Origin of the sequence: Breznakibacter xylanolyticus (genome assembly GCF_003254275.1) — a bacterium.
GTDB lineage: Bacteria > Bacteroidota > Bacteroidia > Bacteroidales > Marinilabiliaceae > Breznakibacter > Breznakibacter xylanolyticus.
Genome location: NZ_QKZK01000040.1, coordinates 1 through 19,880, shown reverse-complemented (window position 1 = coordinate 19,880; position 19,880 = coordinate 1). Strand labels below are relative to the sequence as shown.

General features: G+C 41.2%; 22 protein-coding genes. All 22 read left to right on the top strand.

Going from position 1 to position 19,880, the window contains the following annotated elements; translation table 11 throughout:
• Nucleotides 1-15 precede the first annotated feature (15 nt).
• On the top strand, nucleotides 16-2,697 hold the full coding sequence (locus LX69_RS15465; protein ID WP_111446949.1) for a DEAD/DEAH box helicase: 2,682 nt from the start codon (nucleotides 16-18) through the stop codon (nucleotides 2,695-2,697).
• Between the two features lie 16 nt (nucleotides 2,698-2,713).
• Nucleotides 2,714-2,890, top strand: coding sequence for a hypothetical protein (locus LX69_RS17855; RefSeq protein ID WP_170124425.1), 177 nt, complete (start codon nucleotides 2,714-2,716; stop codon nucleotides 2,888-2,890).
• Nucleotides 2,891-2,923: 33 nt separating this feature from the next.
• On the top strand, nucleotides 2,924-3,337 hold the full coding sequence (locus LX69_RS15460; RefSeq protein WP_111446948.1) for a Fur family transcriptional regulator: 414 nt from the start codon (nucleotides 2,924-2,926) through the stop codon (nucleotides 3,335-3,337).
• Nucleotides 3,338-3,408: 71 nt separating this feature from the next.
• A complete protein-coding gene (locus LX69_RS17575) occupies nucleotides 3,409-3,807 on the top strand; it encodes a hypothetical protein (RefSeq protein WP_146260766.1) in 399 nt (132 codons plus the stop codon).
• Between the two features lie 64 nt (nucleotides 3,808-3,871).
• Nucleotides 3,872-4,339 (top strand): hypothetical protein, encoded by a 468-nt coding sequence (locus tag LX69_RS15455; RefSeq protein ID WP_111446947.1) that lies wholly within the window; start codon nucleotides 3,872-3,874, stop codon nucleotides 4,337-4,339.
• A gap of 34 nt (nucleotides 4,340-4,373) precedes the next feature.
• On the top strand, nucleotides 4,374-5,750 hold the full coding sequence (locus LX69_RS15450) for an efflux RND transporter periplasmic adaptor subunit (RefSeq protein WP_221621388.1): 1,377 nt from the start codon (nucleotides 4,374-4,376) through the stop codon (nucleotides 5,748-5,750).
• An 18-nt stretch (nucleotides 5,751-5,768) separates the two neighbouring features.
• Nucleotides 5,769-8,894, top strand: a complete 3,126-nt coding sequence (locus LX69_RS15445; RefSeq protein ID WP_111446945.1) for an efflux RND transporter permease subunit — start codon at nucleotides 5,769-5,771, stop codon at nucleotides 8,892-8,894.
• Between the two features lies 1 nt (nucleotide 8,895).
• Nucleotides 8,896-10,164: a TolC family protein gene (locus LX69_RS15440; protein WP_221621387.1), complete on the top strand. Its 1,269-nt coding sequence runs from the start codon at nucleotides 8,896-8,898 to the stop codon at nucleotides 10,162-10,164.
• 54 nt (nucleotides 10,165-10,218) lie between these two features.
• The gene (locus LX69_RS15435) at nucleotides 10,219-10,653 is read left to right on the top strand and encodes a Fur family transcriptional regulator (protein ID WP_111446943.1); all 435 of its coding nucleotides are present in this window, start codon (nucleotides 10,219-10,221) and stop codon (nucleotides 10,651-10,653) included.
• A gap of 40 nt (nucleotides 10,654-10,693) precedes the next feature.
• The gene (locus tag LX69_RS15430; RefSeq protein ID WP_111446942.1) at nucleotides 10,694-11,353 is read left to right on the top strand and encodes a hypothetical protein; all 660 of its coding nucleotides are present in this window, start codon (nucleotides 10,694-10,696) and stop codon (nucleotides 11,351-11,353) included.
• A gap of 30 nt (nucleotides 11,354-11,383) precedes the next feature.
• Nucleotides 11,384-11,971, top strand: a complete 588-nt coding sequence (locus LX69_RS15425; protein WP_111446941.1) for a methyltransferase family protein — start codon at nucleotides 11,384-11,386, stop codon at nucleotides 11,969-11,971.
• Entirely contained in the window at nucleotides 11,968-12,765 is a 798-nt protein-coding gene (locus LX69_RS15420) for a cation transporter (protein ID WP_111446940.1), read from the top strand. Before LX69_RS15425 ends, LX69_RS15420 begins: the two co-directional genes overlap by 4 nt.
• A 6-nt stretch (nucleotides 12,766-12,771) precedes the next feature.
• Entirely contained in the window at nucleotides 12,772-13,101 is a 330-nt protein-coding gene (locus tag LX69_RS15415) for a YnfA family protein (RefSeq protein ID WP_111446939.1), read from the top strand.
• A gap of 12 nt (nucleotides 13,102-13,113) precedes the next feature.
• Nucleotides 13,114-14,010, top strand: a complete 897-nt coding sequence (locus tag LX69_RS15410; RefSeq protein WP_111446938.1) for a cation diffusion facilitator family transporter — start codon at nucleotides 13,114-13,116, stop codon at nucleotides 14,008-14,010.
• A 9-nt stretch (nucleotides 14,011-14,019) separates the two neighbouring features.
• Nucleotides 14,020-14,214, top strand: coding sequence for a GDCCVxC domain-containing (seleno)protein (locus LX69_RS18310; RefSeq protein ID WP_111446937.1), 195 nt, complete (start codon nucleotides 14,020-14,022; stop codon nucleotides 14,212-14,214).
• Nucleotides 14,215-14,296: 82 nt separating this feature from the next.
• Complete coding sequence (locus LX69_RS15400) at nucleotides 14,297-14,665, top strand: hypothetical protein (protein ID WP_111446936.1); 369 nt, start codon at nucleotides 14,297-14,299, stop codon at nucleotides 14,663-14,665.
• The gene (locus tag LX69_RS15395; protein WP_111446889.1) at nucleotides 14,652-14,885 is read left to right on the top strand and encodes a DUF4248 domain-containing protein; all 234 of its coding nucleotides are present in this window, start codon (nucleotides 14,652-14,654) and stop codon (nucleotides 14,883-14,885) included. The genes LX69_RS15400 and LX69_RS15395 overlap by 14 nt, the downstream gene beginning before the upstream one ends.
• A 7-nt stretch (nucleotides 14,886-14,892) precedes the next feature.
• Entirely contained in the window at nucleotides 14,893-15,246 is a 354-nt protein-coding gene (locus LX69_RS15390) for a J domain-containing protein (protein WP_111446935.1), read from the top strand.
• Between the two features lie 26 nt (nucleotides 15,247-15,272).
• A complete protein-coding gene (locus LX69_RS15385; RefSeq protein ID WP_111446934.1) occupies nucleotides 15,273-15,506 on the top strand; it encodes a DUF4248 domain-containing protein in 234 nt (77 codons plus the stop codon).
• Between the two features lie 611 nt (nucleotides 15,507-16,117).
• Nucleotides 16,118-16,939 carry a hypothetical protein gene (locus LX69_RS15380; RefSeq protein WP_111446933.1) on the top strand — a complete coding sequence of 274 codons (822 nt, stop codon included), beginning with the start codon at nucleotides 16,118-16,120 and terminating at the stop codon, nucleotides 16,937-16,939.
• A 107-nt stretch (nucleotides 16,940-17,046) separates the two neighbouring features.
• The gene (locus LX69_RS15375; RefSeq protein WP_111446932.1) at nucleotides 17,047-19,590 is read left to right on the top strand and encodes a hypothetical protein; all 2,544 of its coding nucleotides are present in this window, start codon (nucleotides 17,047-17,049) and stop codon (nucleotides 19,588-19,590) included.
• A gap of 24 nt (nucleotides 19,591-19,614) precedes the next feature.
• A partial coding sequence (locus LX69_RS15370) for a hypothetical protein (RefSeq protein ID WP_146260761.1) occupies nucleotides 19,615-19,880 on the top strand: 266 nt, incomplete at its 3' end.

Here is a 19,880-nt window from a genome sequence, read left to right as displayed (position 1 = left end):
CAAACTCATAGAAAAGTGGAATTAAAACCATATCAACAACAAGTAATCAACGACTTAGATGAGTTTCTTGAATATTTAAACACCTTTCAGGATTCTGCAAAAGCGTTTAATCAATTTTGGGAAGATAAAGTAGGGAAATACCAAGCCAACTTAGATGGCTCCTATTCAGGCATGCGCCCTTACAAAAACAATATTCCGGGAGCTACACATATTGCTATCAAAGTCCCTACAGCAGGGGGCAAAACTTTTATTGCTTGTAATGCACTTCATTCAATTTTCAAGTCGTTTGATGTTACAAGACCCAAAGCGGTCGTATGGTTGGTTCCTTGGTCGAATCTTTTGCAGCAAACAGCCGGACATCTATCAAACCCTACACATCCTTACAGAGAGAAACTGAATGCTCTATTTGGCAATAGGGTCGAGGTCTTTGAAAAAGAGGAATTATTACAGGGCGCCGGATTTAATCCAACCTCGACAAAAGAACAGCTAAATATTTTTGTATTCAATTTCAGCAGCATCCGAATTAATTCAACAAAAAAGGATGACCGTAAGGTATATGAGCAAAATGGAGCTTTAGAACAATTTCGGGGTTTTGTTGATAAGGATTCAGTGATTGATGACACCGATGAAACAGCTTTGATAAATGTGATTCGGTCATTAAATCCTGTTGTCGTTGTTGACGAAAGCCACAATGCCGAAAGCGTTTTGAGTGTAGAGATGCTAAATAATCTGAATCCCTCTATGGTTTTAGATTTAACAGCTACACCCAAAGAAAACAGCAACATCATCAGCTTTGTAAATGCAATGGCTCTCAAAAAAGAGCACATGGTAAAGCTTCCGGTAATTGTTTACAACCACCATAAAAAGGAAGAGGTAATTACCAGTGCTTTGCATTTGCAACGACAACTGGAGTTGCTGGCCATTGAGGAAGAAAAAGTGACAGGCAAATACATCCGCCCAATCATTCTGTTCCAAGCCCAATCGAACATTAAGGGGAAGGACAACACAACCTACATTCACATCAAAGAGCAATTAACGAAACTGAGGATTCCCGAAGAGCAAATCAAAATCAAAGTGAGTGGTTTGGATGAGTTAAAGGGTATCAATCTGATGGCCAAGGATTGCGAAGTCCGTTATATCATTACCGTCAATGCGCTGAAAGAAGGATGGGATTGTCCCAATGCCTATATCTTGGCTTCATTGGCCGATAAGTCATCAGCAGTGGATGTGGAGCAAATACTCGGTCGTGTTCTCCGCCAACCACATGTAACCAAGCACCAAAGCCCATTGCTTAACCTTTCATTTGTATTATCAGCAAGTTCCAAATTTCAGGAGACCTTGGATAATATTGTGAAAGCCTTACAAGATTCAGGCTTTAGCAAAGAGGACTATTATGCTGAAGAAGAGCCTGAGGTTGAACTGACCAACAATGAGGTACTACAACAAGAGCTATTTGGAACAAGCCCGGTGTCTTCTGGTAATTCAGAAGATGGTAAGGTTCCTGTTGACGAAATTAACATTGACGAAATTGATTTTGACCCAAATGTCGAGTTGGATTCTAACCAGATAGGAAGTACAACTGATATTGTTAAGCAAATTACTCAAAAGGGCGAATCAGAGGGTAAATCATTCGAACAAAAAGCAGAATCCTACACAGAAGATAATACTGACTATTTATTACGGGAAATTGGTAAACAGCCAAAGAAATATAGAATTGAAGACCCTTTTGTTGATGTGGTAAACGACTTGGCAATTCCTCAGTTCTATCGAAAAGTTCCGGCAGATGAACTGCATGACACCATCATGTTTGAGGAATTGAAGCAGGAGGAGCAATTATTGAACCGCAACAGTCTTTTAAAAGGTTTTAAGCTTGCTTCCAAAAGCACCGAAATTAATTTCGATGACACGGCTACCGAAGTATTTCAGGTGGATTACAACGAATCGAAGCATACTGCAACAAAACAAAAAGTTTCAATAAGAGCAAAAGCCATTCTTGTTGATACAATTCTGGCTAAGCCCAAAGAGAATCAGATTAAAGACATCACACAGCTCATCGTCCGTAAATTGGGCGACATGACCCCTATTTCGCATGAAGACATTACAAAGTATGTGACCCGTGTTTTTGAGGATTTAAACAACGACCAGATACGTGACATTATCAACAATGAATTCTTGTACATCAGCAAGATAAAGGCAAAAGTAAGAGAACTTGAATCGGAATACGCAAGAGAGCAGTTTCAAAAGCTTTTAGATACCAATAACATCTTGGTAAAACCAAGCTTTAAGTTTCCCAATGAATTAACTCAAATAAGCCCAAGTATTGCCATCGACAAGTCGCTATACGAAGCAGAAGCCTCAATGAATGGATTTGAGCAGGAGGTAATCATGAATATTGCATCTCTTGAAAATGTGGCGTTCTGGCACCGAAATGTTGAGAAGCGTGGATTTGCCTTAAACGGATTTGAAAGCAACCATTATCCTGACTTCATTATTTTTACCAGAAATGGAAACCTGATTCTCATTGAAACAAAGGGCGACCATTTGGATAACGATGAAAGTCGTGCCAAAAACCTACTTGGTAAAAAGTGGGCAGAAAAAGCCGGAGACAATTTCAAGTATTTCATGGTATTTCAAAAGAAGGAAGTGCCAGATACTTATACGGCACAGTCAATTACAGAGATTGTAAGGATGTTGTAATTTAATCAACAAAATAATGAGGAACAGAATCTGGACAGAATTAACACAAGCTAAACACAGTGCCGAATTTGCATCACTCTATTCAGATAGGCAAAGAACGATTCTTCGCATTTTTAATATTGGAATATTAGCCTTTTCATCTGCTGGCATTATGGGCTGGAAACTTTGGCAACATTTACCATTAATGGCTTGAATTATTAACGCACTGTTTTTTGTAATCTTGCAAATGAAAGAAGATATTGACAAACAACTCCAAACCCGGAACATCAAACCAACTTCTATGCGACAGTTGGTTTTGCAGGTCTTGACTGAACAAAAAACAGCCATAAGTTTACCGGAGCTGGAAAACAAATTTGAAAAGGCGGACAAGACCACATTGTACCGAACGCTTAAAACTTTTGTAGAAAACAAGCTAATTCACAGCATCGATGATGGCACGGGTTCGGTAAAATATGCTTTGTGCCAAGAAGCCTGTGAATGCCACCCCGAAGACCTTCATGTTCATTTTTTATGTACCGTTTGTGGGCAGACTTATTGCCTTACAGATGTAGCCGTTCCCAAAATTAATTTACCAGCCAAATTTCAACTAGAAAGTGTGAACATGGTAGTGAGAGGGGTGTGTCCCAGCTGCGACAAATAAACTTTGCAACCCGGTTGCATCAACTTTTTTATATCTTTGGCGTTATATAATTGATTAATCTTTAGAAGCAGGTGAATTTTAAAGGACAACATATAGAAAGGATATTTACCTTTTTGGCTGGGCTGATTATATTGGCTCATACTGTTGTGCCGCATCATCACCATTTTGAGATTTCGCACTCATCTGAAGAGGAATCGGCCTGTGAGGTGCCTGTTCATGGGCAAAATCAGGAAAAGCCAGACACACATTGTCACGCATTTAATATTCTGGTATCAGAAAGGACTAGCACCATATCTTTAAACAAGTCTTTATCTGACCATCTCAATTTTTTCACAGCTGGAGTTGTAATTCAAATCGAAACTCCACCTGTAATCGACATTCCCACAACCTTTTTTGGCAACCATGCCATTTTCAAAAAACAATATTTCTATACCGCCCACTTACTTCGGGCACCTCCTGCAATTGCTTAACTTTTGTTTCAATTAACAGGCCGGCAAAACAGCTGGTCTGCATGTTTATCTTAATCTTTTTGACATGAAAAAGAAGAAGTTAAGCAAGCATCAATTACGGGAAAAACAGGAAATCGAGGACAAAAAGTTTAATCGAACACTGATTATCAGTTTTAGCATATTGATAGTTGTCACATTTTCTGTTCTTACTTTCTACACCTATGGGTGCGATACCAAGTTTCTGTATCACAAATGGGCTTGGTATGGCAAGGAAATTCCCGGCGAATGGGCTTGTATGAACGGCGATAACTTACAGATTCATAAAACTTCAAAAGTCGTTTATAATGACAAGGTTTATTATTTCTGTAGCCAAAAATGCTTCAATCATTTGGTAAATCACTTTACGAAAGTTGCAATGGTTCGCGATGCTTTTTCGGGGGATTCAATCAACAAGTCCGAAGCATTAATTGGGCTTAAAGATAAAGGGAAACCGGAACTGGTTTTCTTTAAGAACGAGGAAACATTCAACCACTATTACGAATCAGTAAAGTAAATAAAGTTTTAACAACAAATAAAATCAACACAAGATGTCAATGAAAATTATAGCTCTTTCAATAAAGAGAACATTAAAATACAACATCAGTCTCTTAGTAATTAGTAGTTTAATTGCTTTTACTGGCTGCAAAGGAAAAAAAACAGATGAGCACGGTCATGCCGCAGAAACACATGCCGAAGAAGTTGACAATGGGCATGAACATGAGGTAGGCGATGGGCACGACCACTCCTCTGACAAAAGCCAAGAACATTCAGAAGGTGATGGTCACAATCATTCCGATGAAATAGGCCATGAACATGAGGAAGGCGATGGGCATGACCACTCAACAGACGAAGCTAACCATGAAGATGGTGATGGTCACAATCATGAGAAAGAAAGTGAACATACCGATGAGATTTCTTTTTCAAAAAAGCAGGCTGAATTAGCAAAGCTTACTACGGAAACCGTATCTCCCGGAATTTTTTACAGTGCCATTAAAACAAGCGGACAAATACAGGCTCCACAGGGTAATGAAGTTGTTATTGCAGCCACATCAAATGGAATTATTTCATTTACAAACTCCTCGATTACTGAAGGCACTGCTGTGAGTGCCGGTCAATCGCTTGTAACTATATCAGCCAAAAAACTGCTAGAGGGCGACCCTGCGGCTAAAGCGAAAATTGCTTACGAAACAGCGCTGAAAGAATACCAACGTGCTGAAATTCTGGTAAAAGACCAGATTATTTCGACAAAAGAGTTTGAACAAACCAAGCTGCGTTATGAAACGGCAAAAACAGCTTACGAGGCACAGTCGCTCAATATTACGGCAACAGGTGTTAGTGTATCCTCCCCGATTAGCGGATATATTAAAAACAGGTTGGTAGCGCAGGGTGAGTATGTTTCAGTGGGTCAGCCAATAGCAACCGTTTCGCAAAACAAGCGCTTGCAATTAAGGGCGGAAGTATCGGAGAGGCATTACAAAATGCTTAAAAGCATAAACAGCGCCAACTTTAAGCCCGCTTACGATAACACCCTTTATAGACTATCCGATTTGAATGGGAAGTTATTATCCTACGGAAAATCGTCGGGTGACCAGACTTTTTACATTCCGGTAACTTTTGAATTTGACAATATCGGGGACTTTATTCCGGGTGCATTTACCGAAGTTTACCTTTTATCATCTCCTCAGAATGATGTTATTTCTGTGCCCGTTTCTTCAATTACAGAGGAACAAGGACTGAATTTTGTTTACCTGCAATTGGATGAAGAAGGTTATAAAATGCAGGAGGTAACGCTTGGTCAAAACAACGGCGAAAGGGTACAAATCCTTTCCGGGTTGACCAATGGTGATAAGGTAGTTGTAACTGGTGTGTATCAGGTAAAACTGGCTGCAACGTCATCGGTAATGCCAGAAGGTCACTCTCATTAACCCTAAACACGATTCGCAATGTTAAATAAAATAATAAAATTTTCGCTAAACAATCGGATGGTTGTTTTAGTGGCATCCATATTATTAATGCTGACAGGGACTTATACTGCGGTTAATATGGAAGTGGATGTATTTCCCGATTTGAATGCACCTACCGTAGTGGTGATGACAGAAGCAAAGGGGATGGCGCCCGAAGAAGTGGAACGCCTGGTTACTTTTCCTGTTGAAACGGCATTGAATGGAGCTACAGATGTGCGCCGTGTCCGTTCATCTTCAACCACCGGATTTTCTATTGTATGGGTTGAATTTAACTGGGGAACGGATATTTACCGCGACCGTCAAATCGTTTCAGAAAAATTATCTGTAGTGAAAGATGCGTTGCCCTCAAATGTTGGAAACCCAACATTAGGACCTCAATCATCGATACTTGGTGAAGTAATGATAGTCGGTCTTACAGCCGATTCCACTTCATTGCAAGATTTACGGACATTGGCCGACTGGACTATCCGTCCACGTCTGTTGTCCACAGGCGGAGTAGCGCAGGTTACAGTGCTTGGAGGCGAAATAAAGGAATACCAGATTTTACTCAATCCTGAAAAGATGAAGCATTACGGCATCGGGATGGATGAAGTGATAAGCGTAGTTACAGAAATGAATCAGAACGCCGCTGGAGGTGTTTTATACGAATTTGGAAACGAATACATTATACGGGGCGTACTTTCCACCAATAAGGCTTCTGAATTGGGTAAAGCTGTCATTAAAACAACCAATGATGTTCCGATATTACTCGAAACAATTGCAGATGTGCAAATTGGCAATAAAGCGCCTAAATTGGGTATTGCGTCAAACCATGGCAAACCTGCTGTTTTATTGACCATCACCAAGCAACCGGCAACCAGCACATTAGATTTAACTCAAAAACTGGATAATTCGCTTGCCGACTTGCAAAAAACCATGCCGGCAGATGTGAAAATAGCCACAGATATTTTCCGTCAGGCTCGTTTCATTGATAATTCAATCAATAATGTGAAAAAATCCATCTACGAAGGAGGATTTTTTGTGATAATTATATTGATTATCTTCTTGATGAATGCCCGTACAACCATTATCTCTCTTGTAACGATTCCTCTTTCTTTGGTTTTTGCAATACTCTCGCTCAAATTCATGGGGCTTACCATCAATACAATGAGTTTGGGGGGCATGGCTATTGCTATTGGCTCTTTGGTGGATGATGCTATTGTAGATGTGGAAAATGTATTTAAACGGTTAAGGGAAAACAGGCTGAAACCTATTGAGGAGCAAAAATCAATAATGACAGTTGTTTTCGAAGCGTCTAAAGAAGTACGAATGCCTATCTTGAACTCAACGCTCATCATTATAGCCAGTTTTGTTCCCCTGTTCTTTCTTTCCGGTATGGAAGGTCGCATGTTGGCTCCTCTTGGTGTAGCATTCATTGCGGCATTAATAGCATCTACCATTGTGGCGCTTACCCTTACACCGGTTTTATGCAGTTATTTATTGGGCAAACCCCGAAAAAACGACAAGCCTGAGCAAGAACCCTTTATAGTACGGAGACTAAAGAATGTATATGAAAAAGCCCTCAGATGGACTCTTAATCACAAAAAGTGGGTAATTGGTACTACCGGTGTGGTTTTGGTTGCATCTTTAATCGTTTTCTTTTCTTTGGGCAGAAGTTTCTTACCGCCGTTTAACGAAGGTTCATTTACGATTAATGTAAGCACCGTTCCGGGTATTTCAATTGATGAGTCGGACAAGATAGGGCGTATAGCCGAAGATATTCTCCTCTCAATTCCCGAAGTCCAAACTGTTGCTCGTAAAACCGGTCGTGCCGAATTGGATGAACATGCCTTGGGCGTGAATGTGTCGGAAATTGAAGCACCCTTTACACTCGATAAACGCTCAAAAGACGAGGTATTGGCTGAAATTCGTGAAAAGATGAAAGTGTTACCCGGTGTCAATATTGAGATAGGACAACCCATTTCTCACCGTATCGACGCGATGCTTTCAGGAACACGAGCCAATATCGCAATCAAGCTGTTTGGTACTGACCTGAATAAGATGTTCTCGTTGGGAAACCAAATTAAAGCTTCCATCGAAGGCATTGACGGAATTGCCGACTTGAATGTGGAACAACAGATAGAACGGCCGCAATTAAAGATTGTTCCTAAAAGGGAGGTGATGGCAAAATATGGTATTACCCTTCCTGAATTTGGTGAGATTATTAATGTTATGTTGGCAGGCGAGGTCGTTTCTCAGGTGTATGAAGGCAACAGGTCTTTCGACCTCACCCTAAAAGTAAATGACGATAGCAGGGAAACAGCCGACAGAATCAAAAGCCTGATAGTGGATGCCAACGGACGGATGATACCACTGGGAAACATTGCGGAAATTACATCATCAACCGGCCCCAATACAATCAATAGGGAAAATGTTGCCCGAAAGATTGTTATTTCGGCCAATGTTGCTGAGCGTGATTTGAGAGGCGTTGTAAATGATATTCAAAAAACGGTGAATGAGAAAATTACTTTGCCTGAAGGATATCACATTGAGTACGGAGGGCAATTTGAAAGCGAAGAAGCAGCATCAAAAACGCTGCTTATTACTTCCATTTTCTCAATTATGGTTATTTTCTTGCTGATATTTGCCCAATTCAGAAGTGTAACCGAATCGGTGGTAATACTCTTGAATCTTCCAATTGCTCTTATTGGTGGCGTTTTTACTATATTTTTTACAGGTGGAATAATTAGCATTCCTGCAATTATTGGTTTTATCTCTCTATTTGGTATCGCAACCCGAAACGGAATGCTGCTCATCTCACGTTACAACGATTTGCAAAACGAAGGTTTGTCAAAGTTTGAAAGCGTAATTCATGGTTCCTTAGACCGCCTGAATCCCATATTGATGACAGCCTTATCATCTGTTTTTGCACTGGTTCCACTTGCTTTAGGTGGTGATTTGCCGGGCAATGAAATCCAAAGTCCGATGGCCAAGGTTATTCTTGGTGGATTGTTAACATCAACATTACTAAACGGTTTTATCATCCCAATCATGTACCTTCTTACAAACAAAACAATTGTAAGAGAGGTGATGGAAGATGATGAAATAACCGAAAAACAAGATTAATATGAAACGAGCATGTTCGCTACAAACAAAATCAATGAGGAGAATTACATGCGAGTTCCATGTGGCAAATGAAAAACAAAAACATAATCACATGAAAGCAATAGTAATCAGTATAATGGCATTGTTTGCGACTATTTCGCTTAATGCCCAAAACGGTATCGAAACGGCCTTGAAAGCGATTGAAGAAAACAATCAAACATTAAAGGCGCTTAGAGAGACGGCCGAATCACAAAAGTTAGAAAACAAAACCGGGATATACCTTACAAACCCCGAGGTTGGCTTCAACTATCTTTGGGGTAATCCGGTTGATATAGGAAATCGTACCGATTTCAGCATCGTTCAAACATTTGATATTCCAACTATCACCGGCAAGAAAAGCAAAATTGCCAATGAGCGCAATGGTTTGGTCGAATGGCAATACAAAGCTGAAAGAATGCACCTTTTGTTGGAAGCAAAACAGTATTGCATTGAGTTGATCTATTTCAACGCCCTGAAAAAGGAGTTGCAAATAAGGTTGCAACATGCCGAAACCATTGCAACAGGGTATCAAAACCGTTTAAATAGCGGTGATGCCAATATATTGGAATACAACAAAGCGCAGTTGAGCCTCTCTGCCATTAAAGGTGAATTATCAGGTATTGAAGTTGAACGCAATGCACTTTTGTCTCAACTTAAAAGGCTGAATGGAGGAATGGATTTATCCATGGATGAGGCGAATTTTAACCAGAATCAACCTCTGCTTAATTTTGACGAGTGGTATGTACAGGCCGAACAAAAGAATCCCATTCTGGCTTACATCAAACAAGAAGTTGTAGTAAGCCAAAAGCAGGTTTCATTGAACAAAGCGATGTCATTGCCAACGTTTTCGGCAGGTTACATGAGTGAAAAGGTGGTTGGACAAAACTTCCAAGGTCTTACAGTTGGCGTTTCAGTCCCTTTGTGGGAAAACAAGAATCGTGTAAAACAGGCAAATGCAGCGGTTATTGCAGCCCAATCGCGCGAAACCGATAGCAAACAACAATTTTACAACCAGCTTCAAATTCAGTATAACCGCGCTGTGGGGTTGAAAAACATAGCCGAGGCTTACCGACAATCGTTAACAACGGCGAACAGTACCGTGTTGCTCAAAAAAGCGCTCGATTCGGGTGAGATTTCCCTATTAGATTACATGGTCGAATTAGGCCTGTACTACAATATGGTGAACCGAACCTTGGAGGCTGAACGCGATTACCAAAAAGCGCTTGCTGAATTGTCGGCAGTTGAATTGTAAAGCATGTACGGTTAGTTTTATAATGGTGAATACTCCATTTGTAATTTTATATCGATGGAAACAGATAAGTATTTAAAAAGACTGGAAAAAAGCGGTATCAAACCAACAGCCATCAGGCTGTTGGTGCTTGATGCCATCTCCCAAAAGACTGAAATCTTTAGCTTATTGGATTTGGAAGCCGTATTGGAGACGATTGATAAATCGACATTGTTTAGGACTTTGACGTTGTTTCAGCAGCATTTAATTGTTCACACCATTGACGATGGTTCTGGTTCGCTGAAATACTCGGTATGTGATGAAGAATGTGATTGTAGTCCCCAATGGCAGCATGTTCATTTTTATTGCTCTGAATGCAATCGTGCCTATTGTTTAAGAGAGATTCCGATACCTCAGGTTGTATTACCTGTTGGATTTGAACCAAAAACAATAAACCATGTCATTAAAGGCGTGTGCAACCAGTGTAATAAGTTTGCAAACAAGTTGCAGTGAACAACAAATACCTTTACAAAGAATACTAAACAACTGAGTCATGAAAAATAGTAGAAACTTGTTTAGATTTTTCGTTGTAATTGCAGGGATGTTCTTTATTACCAGCAAGGGTTATAGCCAAGAGTGCGGTCCAAATTGTCCGGCTTGCTCGGGCGGTAGCAGCGGTGGTATAATTGCAAAAAACAATTTGCTTGTATCGGCATTGGCAATGCCTACTTCTGATGACGAATATGCTGTGGCTAATATACGATATGGCGTTTTAAACTGGATGGACGCAGGGGTAGGCTATGCTTTTAAGGCAAAAGACCCCATATGGAGTTTACGTATTCAGCCTTTAGCTGAAAATGAAGACAAATGGTATCCGGGCGTTATTGTTGGTACTGGTAGTGTCCGGACAGGGGGTAGTGACCAGTCTGTTTATGGGATGATTACTAAAACAGTGGAGTTTAGCGAATCATTTGCGTTACAGGGTTATGTGGGAGCAGCATCTGTATTTAAGGATTTCGAAAACCCATTTTTCCTTTCGGGACTATCTGCTATCTTTCTCGAAAAGCTTACCGTTTTTGGGTCTTATGATGGTTTAAATTTTCACGAAGGCTTAGCATGGACAGCCACAGATAATCTAACGCTTTCAGCCATGATGATTGAAACTCGGTATCCGTCATTGTCTGTAAGTTATAGATTCGATTTGGGAAATTAAAACACATAGTATGCACTTAAAAATAAAAACATGTACTTATTTGTTTTCTACTGCATATTCTTGGTCGCATTATTTGTAATACCTAGCTACTTAACTTACAAACGAACCGGTATTAATCCGTTTAAGTTTAGCAAGGAAGAAACTGCAATAAATTATGTGGGCAAGGCATATAAGGTTATTTCGGCCATCGCATTTATTACCATTACAATAAATGCTTTTACACCTTCACAAATGCTTTTTTTGACGCCAATCGAAAGCCTTAAATCTGATAATTTGGTTTGGATAGGTTATGGGTTACTGCATCTTTCATTTATAACCATCTTTATTGCACAACGCAATATGGCGAATGAATGGCGAATTGGCATCGACAATGAGAATAAAGTTAACCTTATTACAACCGGTTTATTTGGTATTTCACGCAATCCGATTTTCCTTGGTGTAATTATCGTTTTTATTGGTTTATTCTTAATAATTCCAAATGTAGTTACTGCCGTTGTTTTAGTTTCAGGTATAATCGTTATTCAGGTTCAGGTAAGGTTGGAGGAAGAGTTTTTAATAGCCTCTTTAGGCGATGAGTATAAAGAATATATGGCGAAAGTAAAACGTTGGTTATTATGATAAAAACAGAATATCATATATCAAAAATGGATTGTCCATCCGAAGAAAATATGATTCGGATGAAATTGGAAGGATTACAAACCATCAAGAAATTGGATTTCGATATTGAAAACCGCAACCTTACGGTTTACCATTCAGAGGAAGATAAAGAAATATTTTCCCGCTTAGAATCATTAAACTTTGGTGCAAAACTCACACAATCAAATCCTATTAACGAAATGGAGGTTGTGATTGAAGGTTCCGAAGTTCAATCAAGGCTACTTTGGTCTGTTTTGCTAATCAATTTAGGATTCTTCGTAATTGAAATAACAACTGGTGTTATAGCTAAATCAATGGGCTTGGTAGCTGATTCTCTGGATATGTTAGCTGATTCTTTTGTATATGGCTTAAGCCTTTGGGCTGTTGGTTCAAGTGTATTGCGTAAAAAGAAAGTAGCTCGCTTAAGTGGGTACTTTCAACTTACGCTTGCTTTATTGGGAATGGTCGAGGTCGTAAGGCGTTTTATTGGTTCAGAGGCAATGCCTGATTATCGAATTATGATTGGAGTTTCCATCCTTGCCTTAATTGCCAATGCAGTTTGCCTGTACCTGCTTCAAAAAGCAAAAAGCAAAGAAGCACACATGAGAGCCAGCATGATTTTCACCTCTAATGATGTGATTATTAATGCAGGTGTTATTGTTGCCGGAGTTTTGGTATTGCTTACCAAATCGAAATTCCCTGACCTGATTATCGGAGCCATTGTCTTTTTGATTGTTGTTAGGGGAGCTTTCAGAATATTAAAACTTGGGAAATAGGTTCTTATGAGAATATTTTATTCCATACTTTTATTTGTTTTAGCTGGACTTTGCGAAATTGGCGGTGGTTACATGATTTGGCTATGGCTCAGGGAGAACAAACCTTGGTGGTTTGGGGCAATAGGTGCGATAATTCTTATAATTTATGGTGTTGTGGCAACATGGCAGTCTGCTAACTTTGGGCGTGTGTATGCCGCTTATGGGGGAATTTTCATTATTATGGCGATATTATGGGGTTGGAAAGTGGACGGTTTTATCCCCGACAGGTACGATATAATTGGAGGAATCGTGGCACTTATCGGGATGGCAATCATCATGTACGCACCACGAAATTAAATCAGTAAAATTATGGCGCATTCACACGGTCATTCACATGCAACAAACAAAAGTTATGGAAGAGCCTTTGCTCTGGGCATTGGCTTAAATGTAACTTTTATTGCCGTTGAAATCATTTACGGTTTAATTGCTAACTCATCTGCCCTGCTCGCTGATGCAGGACATAATGCCAGCGATGTGCTTGGTCTTGTTTTTGCGTGGACGGCCATGTGGCTTGCATCCATCAAACCACGGGGCAAATACACCTACGGGCTTCGAAAAACTACCATCCTTGTTTCAATCTTAAATGCCCTTCTGTTGTTTGGTGCGGTAGCTGTTATCGCATGGGATGCCATTGGTAAATTTAAAAACCCTGAACCTGTGGCCGGCAGTCAGGTAATGATTGTTGCCGCCATTGGTGTGGTTATCAATACTCTAACTGCCTTGCTTTTTATGAAAGGCCAGAAAGACGACCTGAACATAAAAGGTGCATTTCTGCACATGGCAGCCGATGCCGGGGTATCGCTGGGTGTTGTTGTGGCAGGTTTGTTAATCAACCTCACCGGAAAACAATGGATTGACCCACTTACAAGTTTTCTTATCATTGCGGTTATCGTTTGGGGAACCTGGCGTTTGTTTACCGATTCAGTCGATTTAGCCTTAGATGCCGTACCCAAACATATTAACCTTGAAAAAGTCAGGGAATTTCTGCTGGCACAAAAAGGAGTGGAAAACATTCACGACCTGCACATTTGGGCAATGAGTACTACAAAGGTGGCATTGACAGCACACCTGATAATACCTGAAGGCATTAATGACAATTTTATAGGCGATTTGCAACATGAACTCGAACACGAGTTTGGTATCAACCATACCACGCTTCAAATCGAAAATAAAAGTATAGAAGAAGATTGTGAAATAGATTGCTAAATCTGGCTTATGGAAATAAAATATAAATCAACAATCACTTGCCCCGACTGCGGATACCAAAAAGAAGAAACAATGCCCGAGGATTCCTGTCAGTTCTTTTATGAATGTGAAAATTGCAAAACCATACTAAAACCAAGGCAGGGAGATTGTTGCGTGTTTTGTTCGTATGGTTCAATTATATGCCCAGTATCCACAAAAAAATAAAATATTACTATTTTTCACTTTCGTAGTTTCTATTTTTCTATATCTTAGCTACGCTATCCGTCAAGGGTATAATTGAAAAATTATGCCCTACATACTCGATTATTATCTGCAAGCAAGTCCTATTCCGGGGCTTTTTGTTGTTTGTATCCACCATTTTCACCGAACACTCTCGGTTTTTAGTGCCAATTCCGGCAAAGTCACCCAAAGCATCTCAATTTTCCAGCAAGGCAGGATAATTCAGGCTGGTTATACCCTTCAAAATCGGGTCTGCCCTAAAAAGCATTTGAATTATCCTCTGGAAGCACCCAAAAGCATTTCGAACATCCTCAAAAGCCCTGAAAAGGAAGAAAAAGCAGTAGCAAAGCACTTGGCAAGCCTGCATTTTCAAGCTTTTTCAAGGCATTTTGCATTCTATTCACCGCTTAATCCGACAAGCTATGACCTTCCGTAGAACCGTATTGAAGCAGGACTTGGTAAAAAAGCTGTACCCGGACAGCATCTCCATTAGAAGTGCCTTGCAGTTACTGCGCAATGAAATCGACCTATGCCCGGAACTAAAGGAACGAATCAGCCGAGCTGGCCACATGCGCAAGCACACCTACAATTTTGAACAATTGCGGCTCATACTGGAACACTTTAGCCTTACACCCGAAGATTACAACCAACTATAACAGACGAATGAACTATTTTCAGAACATCACCGACTTGGAACAGGCCAAGCAACGATACCGCACATTAGCCAAACAACTGCACCCGGACAAAGGCGGTTCAGTACTCCGGTTTCAGCAGATGCAGGAAGAATACAAAACCTTGCTATTGGAATTGCAACGCAAACAGGTAGCCCCTACCGGACAAAACACTCCCCAGCAATCCGATATAATGGCCGAGCTGGGCAAACTGGCCAAAGTCCTCATCCAAAAACAAGTCCCCCAGCGATACCTACAAGAGAAAATCAAAAAGAGCCAATCCCCAATAGAAAAAGGTCTGTTCTCTAAACTGGTGGATTTTCTCAATGAGATTGAAATTAAATAGTTTACAAATTAGCCTATTCACTCGCAATGAAAAAGCAAAGGACAATATTAAAGCAGGATTTGGTAAAAAAACTTTACCCTAATAGTGTTTCAGTTAGCGCAGCAATGCAACAGCTCAGGCGTGAAATTGACATTAGCCCTGAATTCAAAGAAAAAATAGCAAATGCCGGACACCCTAAGCGACACTATTACAACAAACAACAGTTAGCCATTATATTAGAGCACTTTTGTATCACCATGGAGGAATTCCATGAGTTGTAGTTACCAAATATTTAAATTAACATAAAGAGGAGGAGTATGTAAAAAACTCCTCCTCATAAACTCATTTACTTCTTTGGAGGATTATAGTCCCTTCCCTTTCCTGAAGGCATGTGGTCTTTCTTACTAGGCCAGTTTTTTTCCTCATTCATTTTCTTTGACATGTTTAATTTATCTATGGTTAAACATTAGATTACATAGCTTGCACTCAATAATTGGGTGACGACGTTCATCTATCAGATGAAGTGGCCTGCCACAACTTACACATAGATGTGGGTTGTAGACATTTTCATGATATAGTATCATAAATAAAATGTTTTAAGAATTAATACTTACAAGTCATATTCTATGCAAAAAATCAATCTCGAGAATTCCAATATTCATCATTATTGGGATTCATTTGGTTAGAATGATTGTCATAATCAGCTTGACAATGGTCAGCTTCTGAATTCCATGCCATAATTAAATCATTTAAAAAATTAATAACTCATAAACGAAGTAGCTACACTCTATAAATCAATTGATTTTGTAAACATATAGTCATTTTATAAATCGATCAATAGTTTGGCATTTTCGTATTTATATTTGTATTATTGGGAAGAAAATGAAACGAAATGACCTTATCAAAAGAGATTCAGATTACAAGTAAAAATGGAGCTGTTTATAAGATATTTCTGTTTAATATTTTCTATATAGAGATAATAACTAGAGATAAACGCATTATCCATTTATCAAGACCAATTGATAATGTTGAGAGTATTGAGTCACATGGTCGTATTTGTAATAGTGGACTTTTATTTCATTCTCTTGGACTTGGTTCTGATCACTTTATACAAACACATCAAAAGTATATTATTCCAAAGTTTAGAGCTATTGGTCGCGACGCAAAATGGAGATATTTACATATAAAAACGACTGTTACGACACATTCACCAACACCTAACGAAATGTTTAGAACCAAGGAATTACCCATTGGTGCTGCATATCTTAAGAACGTAAAAGAGTTCTTTTTTAATGATGATTCTCGTGTAATGTTTCGAAATAAACCTGATAAGGACGTGGACGTAGAGCACGTTTATGTATTTATAGATTCAATAACTCATATTGCATCTAACAATGCCTCTTATAAAAGAACTATTTACTTAGATTCTCCTATAAGTTATATTCATAATTGTTATGAAATAGTTGAGCATTCAAACAAGCCTTTAGCTTCTTACATTAACCATTTGTCAACATACCCCATTCATTTTAGAGTTCATCAAAGTTATATAGTCAATTTCCTAAGTGTTATCAGTAGAGATAAACATTGGAAATACTTAGTAATTAGGGCATTTGATAGTGAGCATAAAGAGAAAACAAAAATTCATATCCCAATTGGGCGGTCTTTTAAAGAAGAAGTAAAAAAACTATTTGAAAATATAGCAATTGACGAATAAGTTTTGAAATACCCTTCCAACAAAAAACAACAACAAACAAGGTATAGCTACATCTAGGTACAAACTACTACATCGCTCTCTCAACCTATAATAGGTTTGCTCCCACTATGGAAGCAAGCACGAAAAAAATAGTAGGCACATTGGCCGTTGTGGCAGCCATCGGAGGCGGTTTCTACCTGTTCACCAAAGGCAAAAAACTACTGGCCGGGGCAAAGATGAACTTCGCCCTGTTGGGTTTTCGCATCCATAAGCTCACCTTGCAAGAAGTCCAGTTTGCGGTCAAGCTCCGCTGTTACAACCCCACCAACGCACCCATTACCCTTGCCATCAATCAGGTGGTGGCCAAATACAAGGGTTCCGACATTGCCTATTCCACCCTCGACATTAAAGGATTGACCATTCCAGCCGGACAAACCAAAGAGCCGGAAATTACCTTTCAAGTGCCTTACCTGAACCTCATGGGTAAAGGCTTATCAACGGCTTTACTCCAAAACACCCAGCAGCTCAAGGCCGATATGACCTTCACGCTCACCATCAGCATCAACGGGGAAACCATCACCACCACGCAAAATTTAACAGACGAGAATATGAACGGACTAGCATCGGGACAACTCGGTATTGTTTCCGGCCCACGCAATACAAAAGACGGAAGACAGTTCAACCACCTGATAAAACGGGCTGCCGGAGCCAGCACCTTTATCAAGAACGGCAGTGTGCTGGAGACGGTGGAGAGCTGCATCAACATCATTGCCGACCACTACCGGGAAGTCGAGGAACTGGCCGCCAACCTAAAGGCCGATTCGGTAAAGGAGACCTGCCGCAACATCTTCAATTTTGCCTACTCCTACCTGCAATACCAAAAGGACGAGGACGGAACCGAACAACTCCGCACACCAGCCCGAAGCTGGTTGGACGGGCAGATTAAGTTCAGACAACAGGGAAACACCGATTCCGGCATCGACTGCGATGATTACAGCATCTTTTGCGGATCCATCCTCAAATGTCTGGGCATCCCCTTTAAGTTTCGCATCACCAAGTATGACGGCAAAAGCTACTACCAGCACATCTATGTGGTTGTTCCGGCACAGGGCGACAGCGAAGATGAGATTGTCATTGACCCGGTACTATCCAAGTTCGACTACCAGAAGCCATACAGCTATGAGAAGTCCGACTTCAATATGTCGCCTTTGCAAATACTCGGTGGCGTTCGGGGTATCAACGGACTGACCGGAACGCTGGGGCTGGGCTTGCCCATTTACGCCCTCTCCGGTCTGGATATGGCGGGCGGACGCATTGCCGATGAAGACCACACCGAACTCATGGCCATCATTTCAGGGGTTGACTTTGATGATGCCATCAACGGGCTTGGCAGTGCCGATGATGCCACACTCAACTATCTGACACGCACCCGTGACTTCCTGCTGAAAAGCAAGGAGAATAAAGGCAAGATGTCGCACATCCAGAATCCCGACCAGTTCATCAGCATGATTGACCAAGCCATCAAGTTCTGGAACACCCCACAGCGTGACCAAGTGCTGGACAAGCTGGCGACCATCGAAGACAAGCTGGCAAAGAGCGGCTTTATCAAATACGATTCGGAGGCCATGCAGGGATTGGCAGAGCTTGACGATTTGGACGAAGAACTGGATGGGTTGAACGGCCAAAGAAGCCTTGGCGGCTTTTTCAAGTCCCTCAAGCGCATTGGCAAGAAGGTGGGCAAAGGCATTAAAAAGGGAGCCAAAGCCGTTGCCAAAGTCGGCAAAAAGGTGGTAAAAGCCATCGTTCGCTTTAACCCACTCTCCATCGCCATTCGCAACGGCCTGCTGGCAGCCATGCGACTGAATATGTTCGGCATCGCCAAGAAGTTGCAATACGCCTTTTTGCCCGATAATCTTGCCGCCAAGCACAACATCGACCCACAGAAGCTGGCCGACCTAAAAAAGCGTTACGCCAAGGTGCGAAAGCTCTTCGATGGCTTACAGGGCAAAGAGAAAAACCTGCGTTCGGCCATTTTGAAAGGGGCAAAACAAAAAAGCCCGGACTTTTCGGTGAAAGGGGTTCATGGCATTGTGGCCGGATTGCAGGGCTTGGAATCCATTGGCCAGTTGGCCGAATTGGGCAGTCTGGGCGTTGCGGCCACCGCAGCATCGGTGGGAGCAGCAACAGGTGTGCTGGCAAAAATCAAGAGCTGGCTCCAGCCAGTTACCAACATCTTCAAAAAAGCCAAAGAGAAGATTGTCGCCCGTAAGCAAGCCAGACAACAGGCAACGCAGGCACAGCCGCAACCGCAAGCATTGCCGCAACCCCGGAACATCATCGACACCAGCGAGGCATTCACAGAGAACCTCACACCAATAATGCCGATTGCGCCAACGGCCAGTTACACCATCCCCAGCCTTAGCCCGGCAAATGCCAACACACCGTATTTGCCATCGCCCACCCCCACGAATATGGCACGCACGCCCACAGCGGTCAGCCCGACCAAGGGCATCAGCAAGGGAGCCAAAGTGGGCATTGGGTTGGGACTGGCCGCACTCATCGGAACCGGGGCTTACTTCATGTTCCGGGACAAGGGCAACAAACCCAAGACCACCACCTCCCCCAAGGAAACGCCCAATAAGAAATCGTTGGGGCGCATAGAACTCAGTTAAAACCAGTACTTAAATTTTATAAACATGGCAGTAAGAAAAAAGACTTCGAGAACCCCGACCACTTCGGCACGGGCAACCAAGATTGACTTTATGAAAGCCACCAACAACATTGGAAAACCCGTTGCTGCCATAGCAGGGTTTGCCGTTGGCAAGTATGCTTTGAAAAAGTTATCGAAAAGCCAGACCGTTACCGGGCTGATGGGAACAGATATGAAGGATTACATCCTTCCGGCAGCCGTCACGATGGGCGGTTTGATTGGCACACAGTTCACCAAAAACGAATACATCCA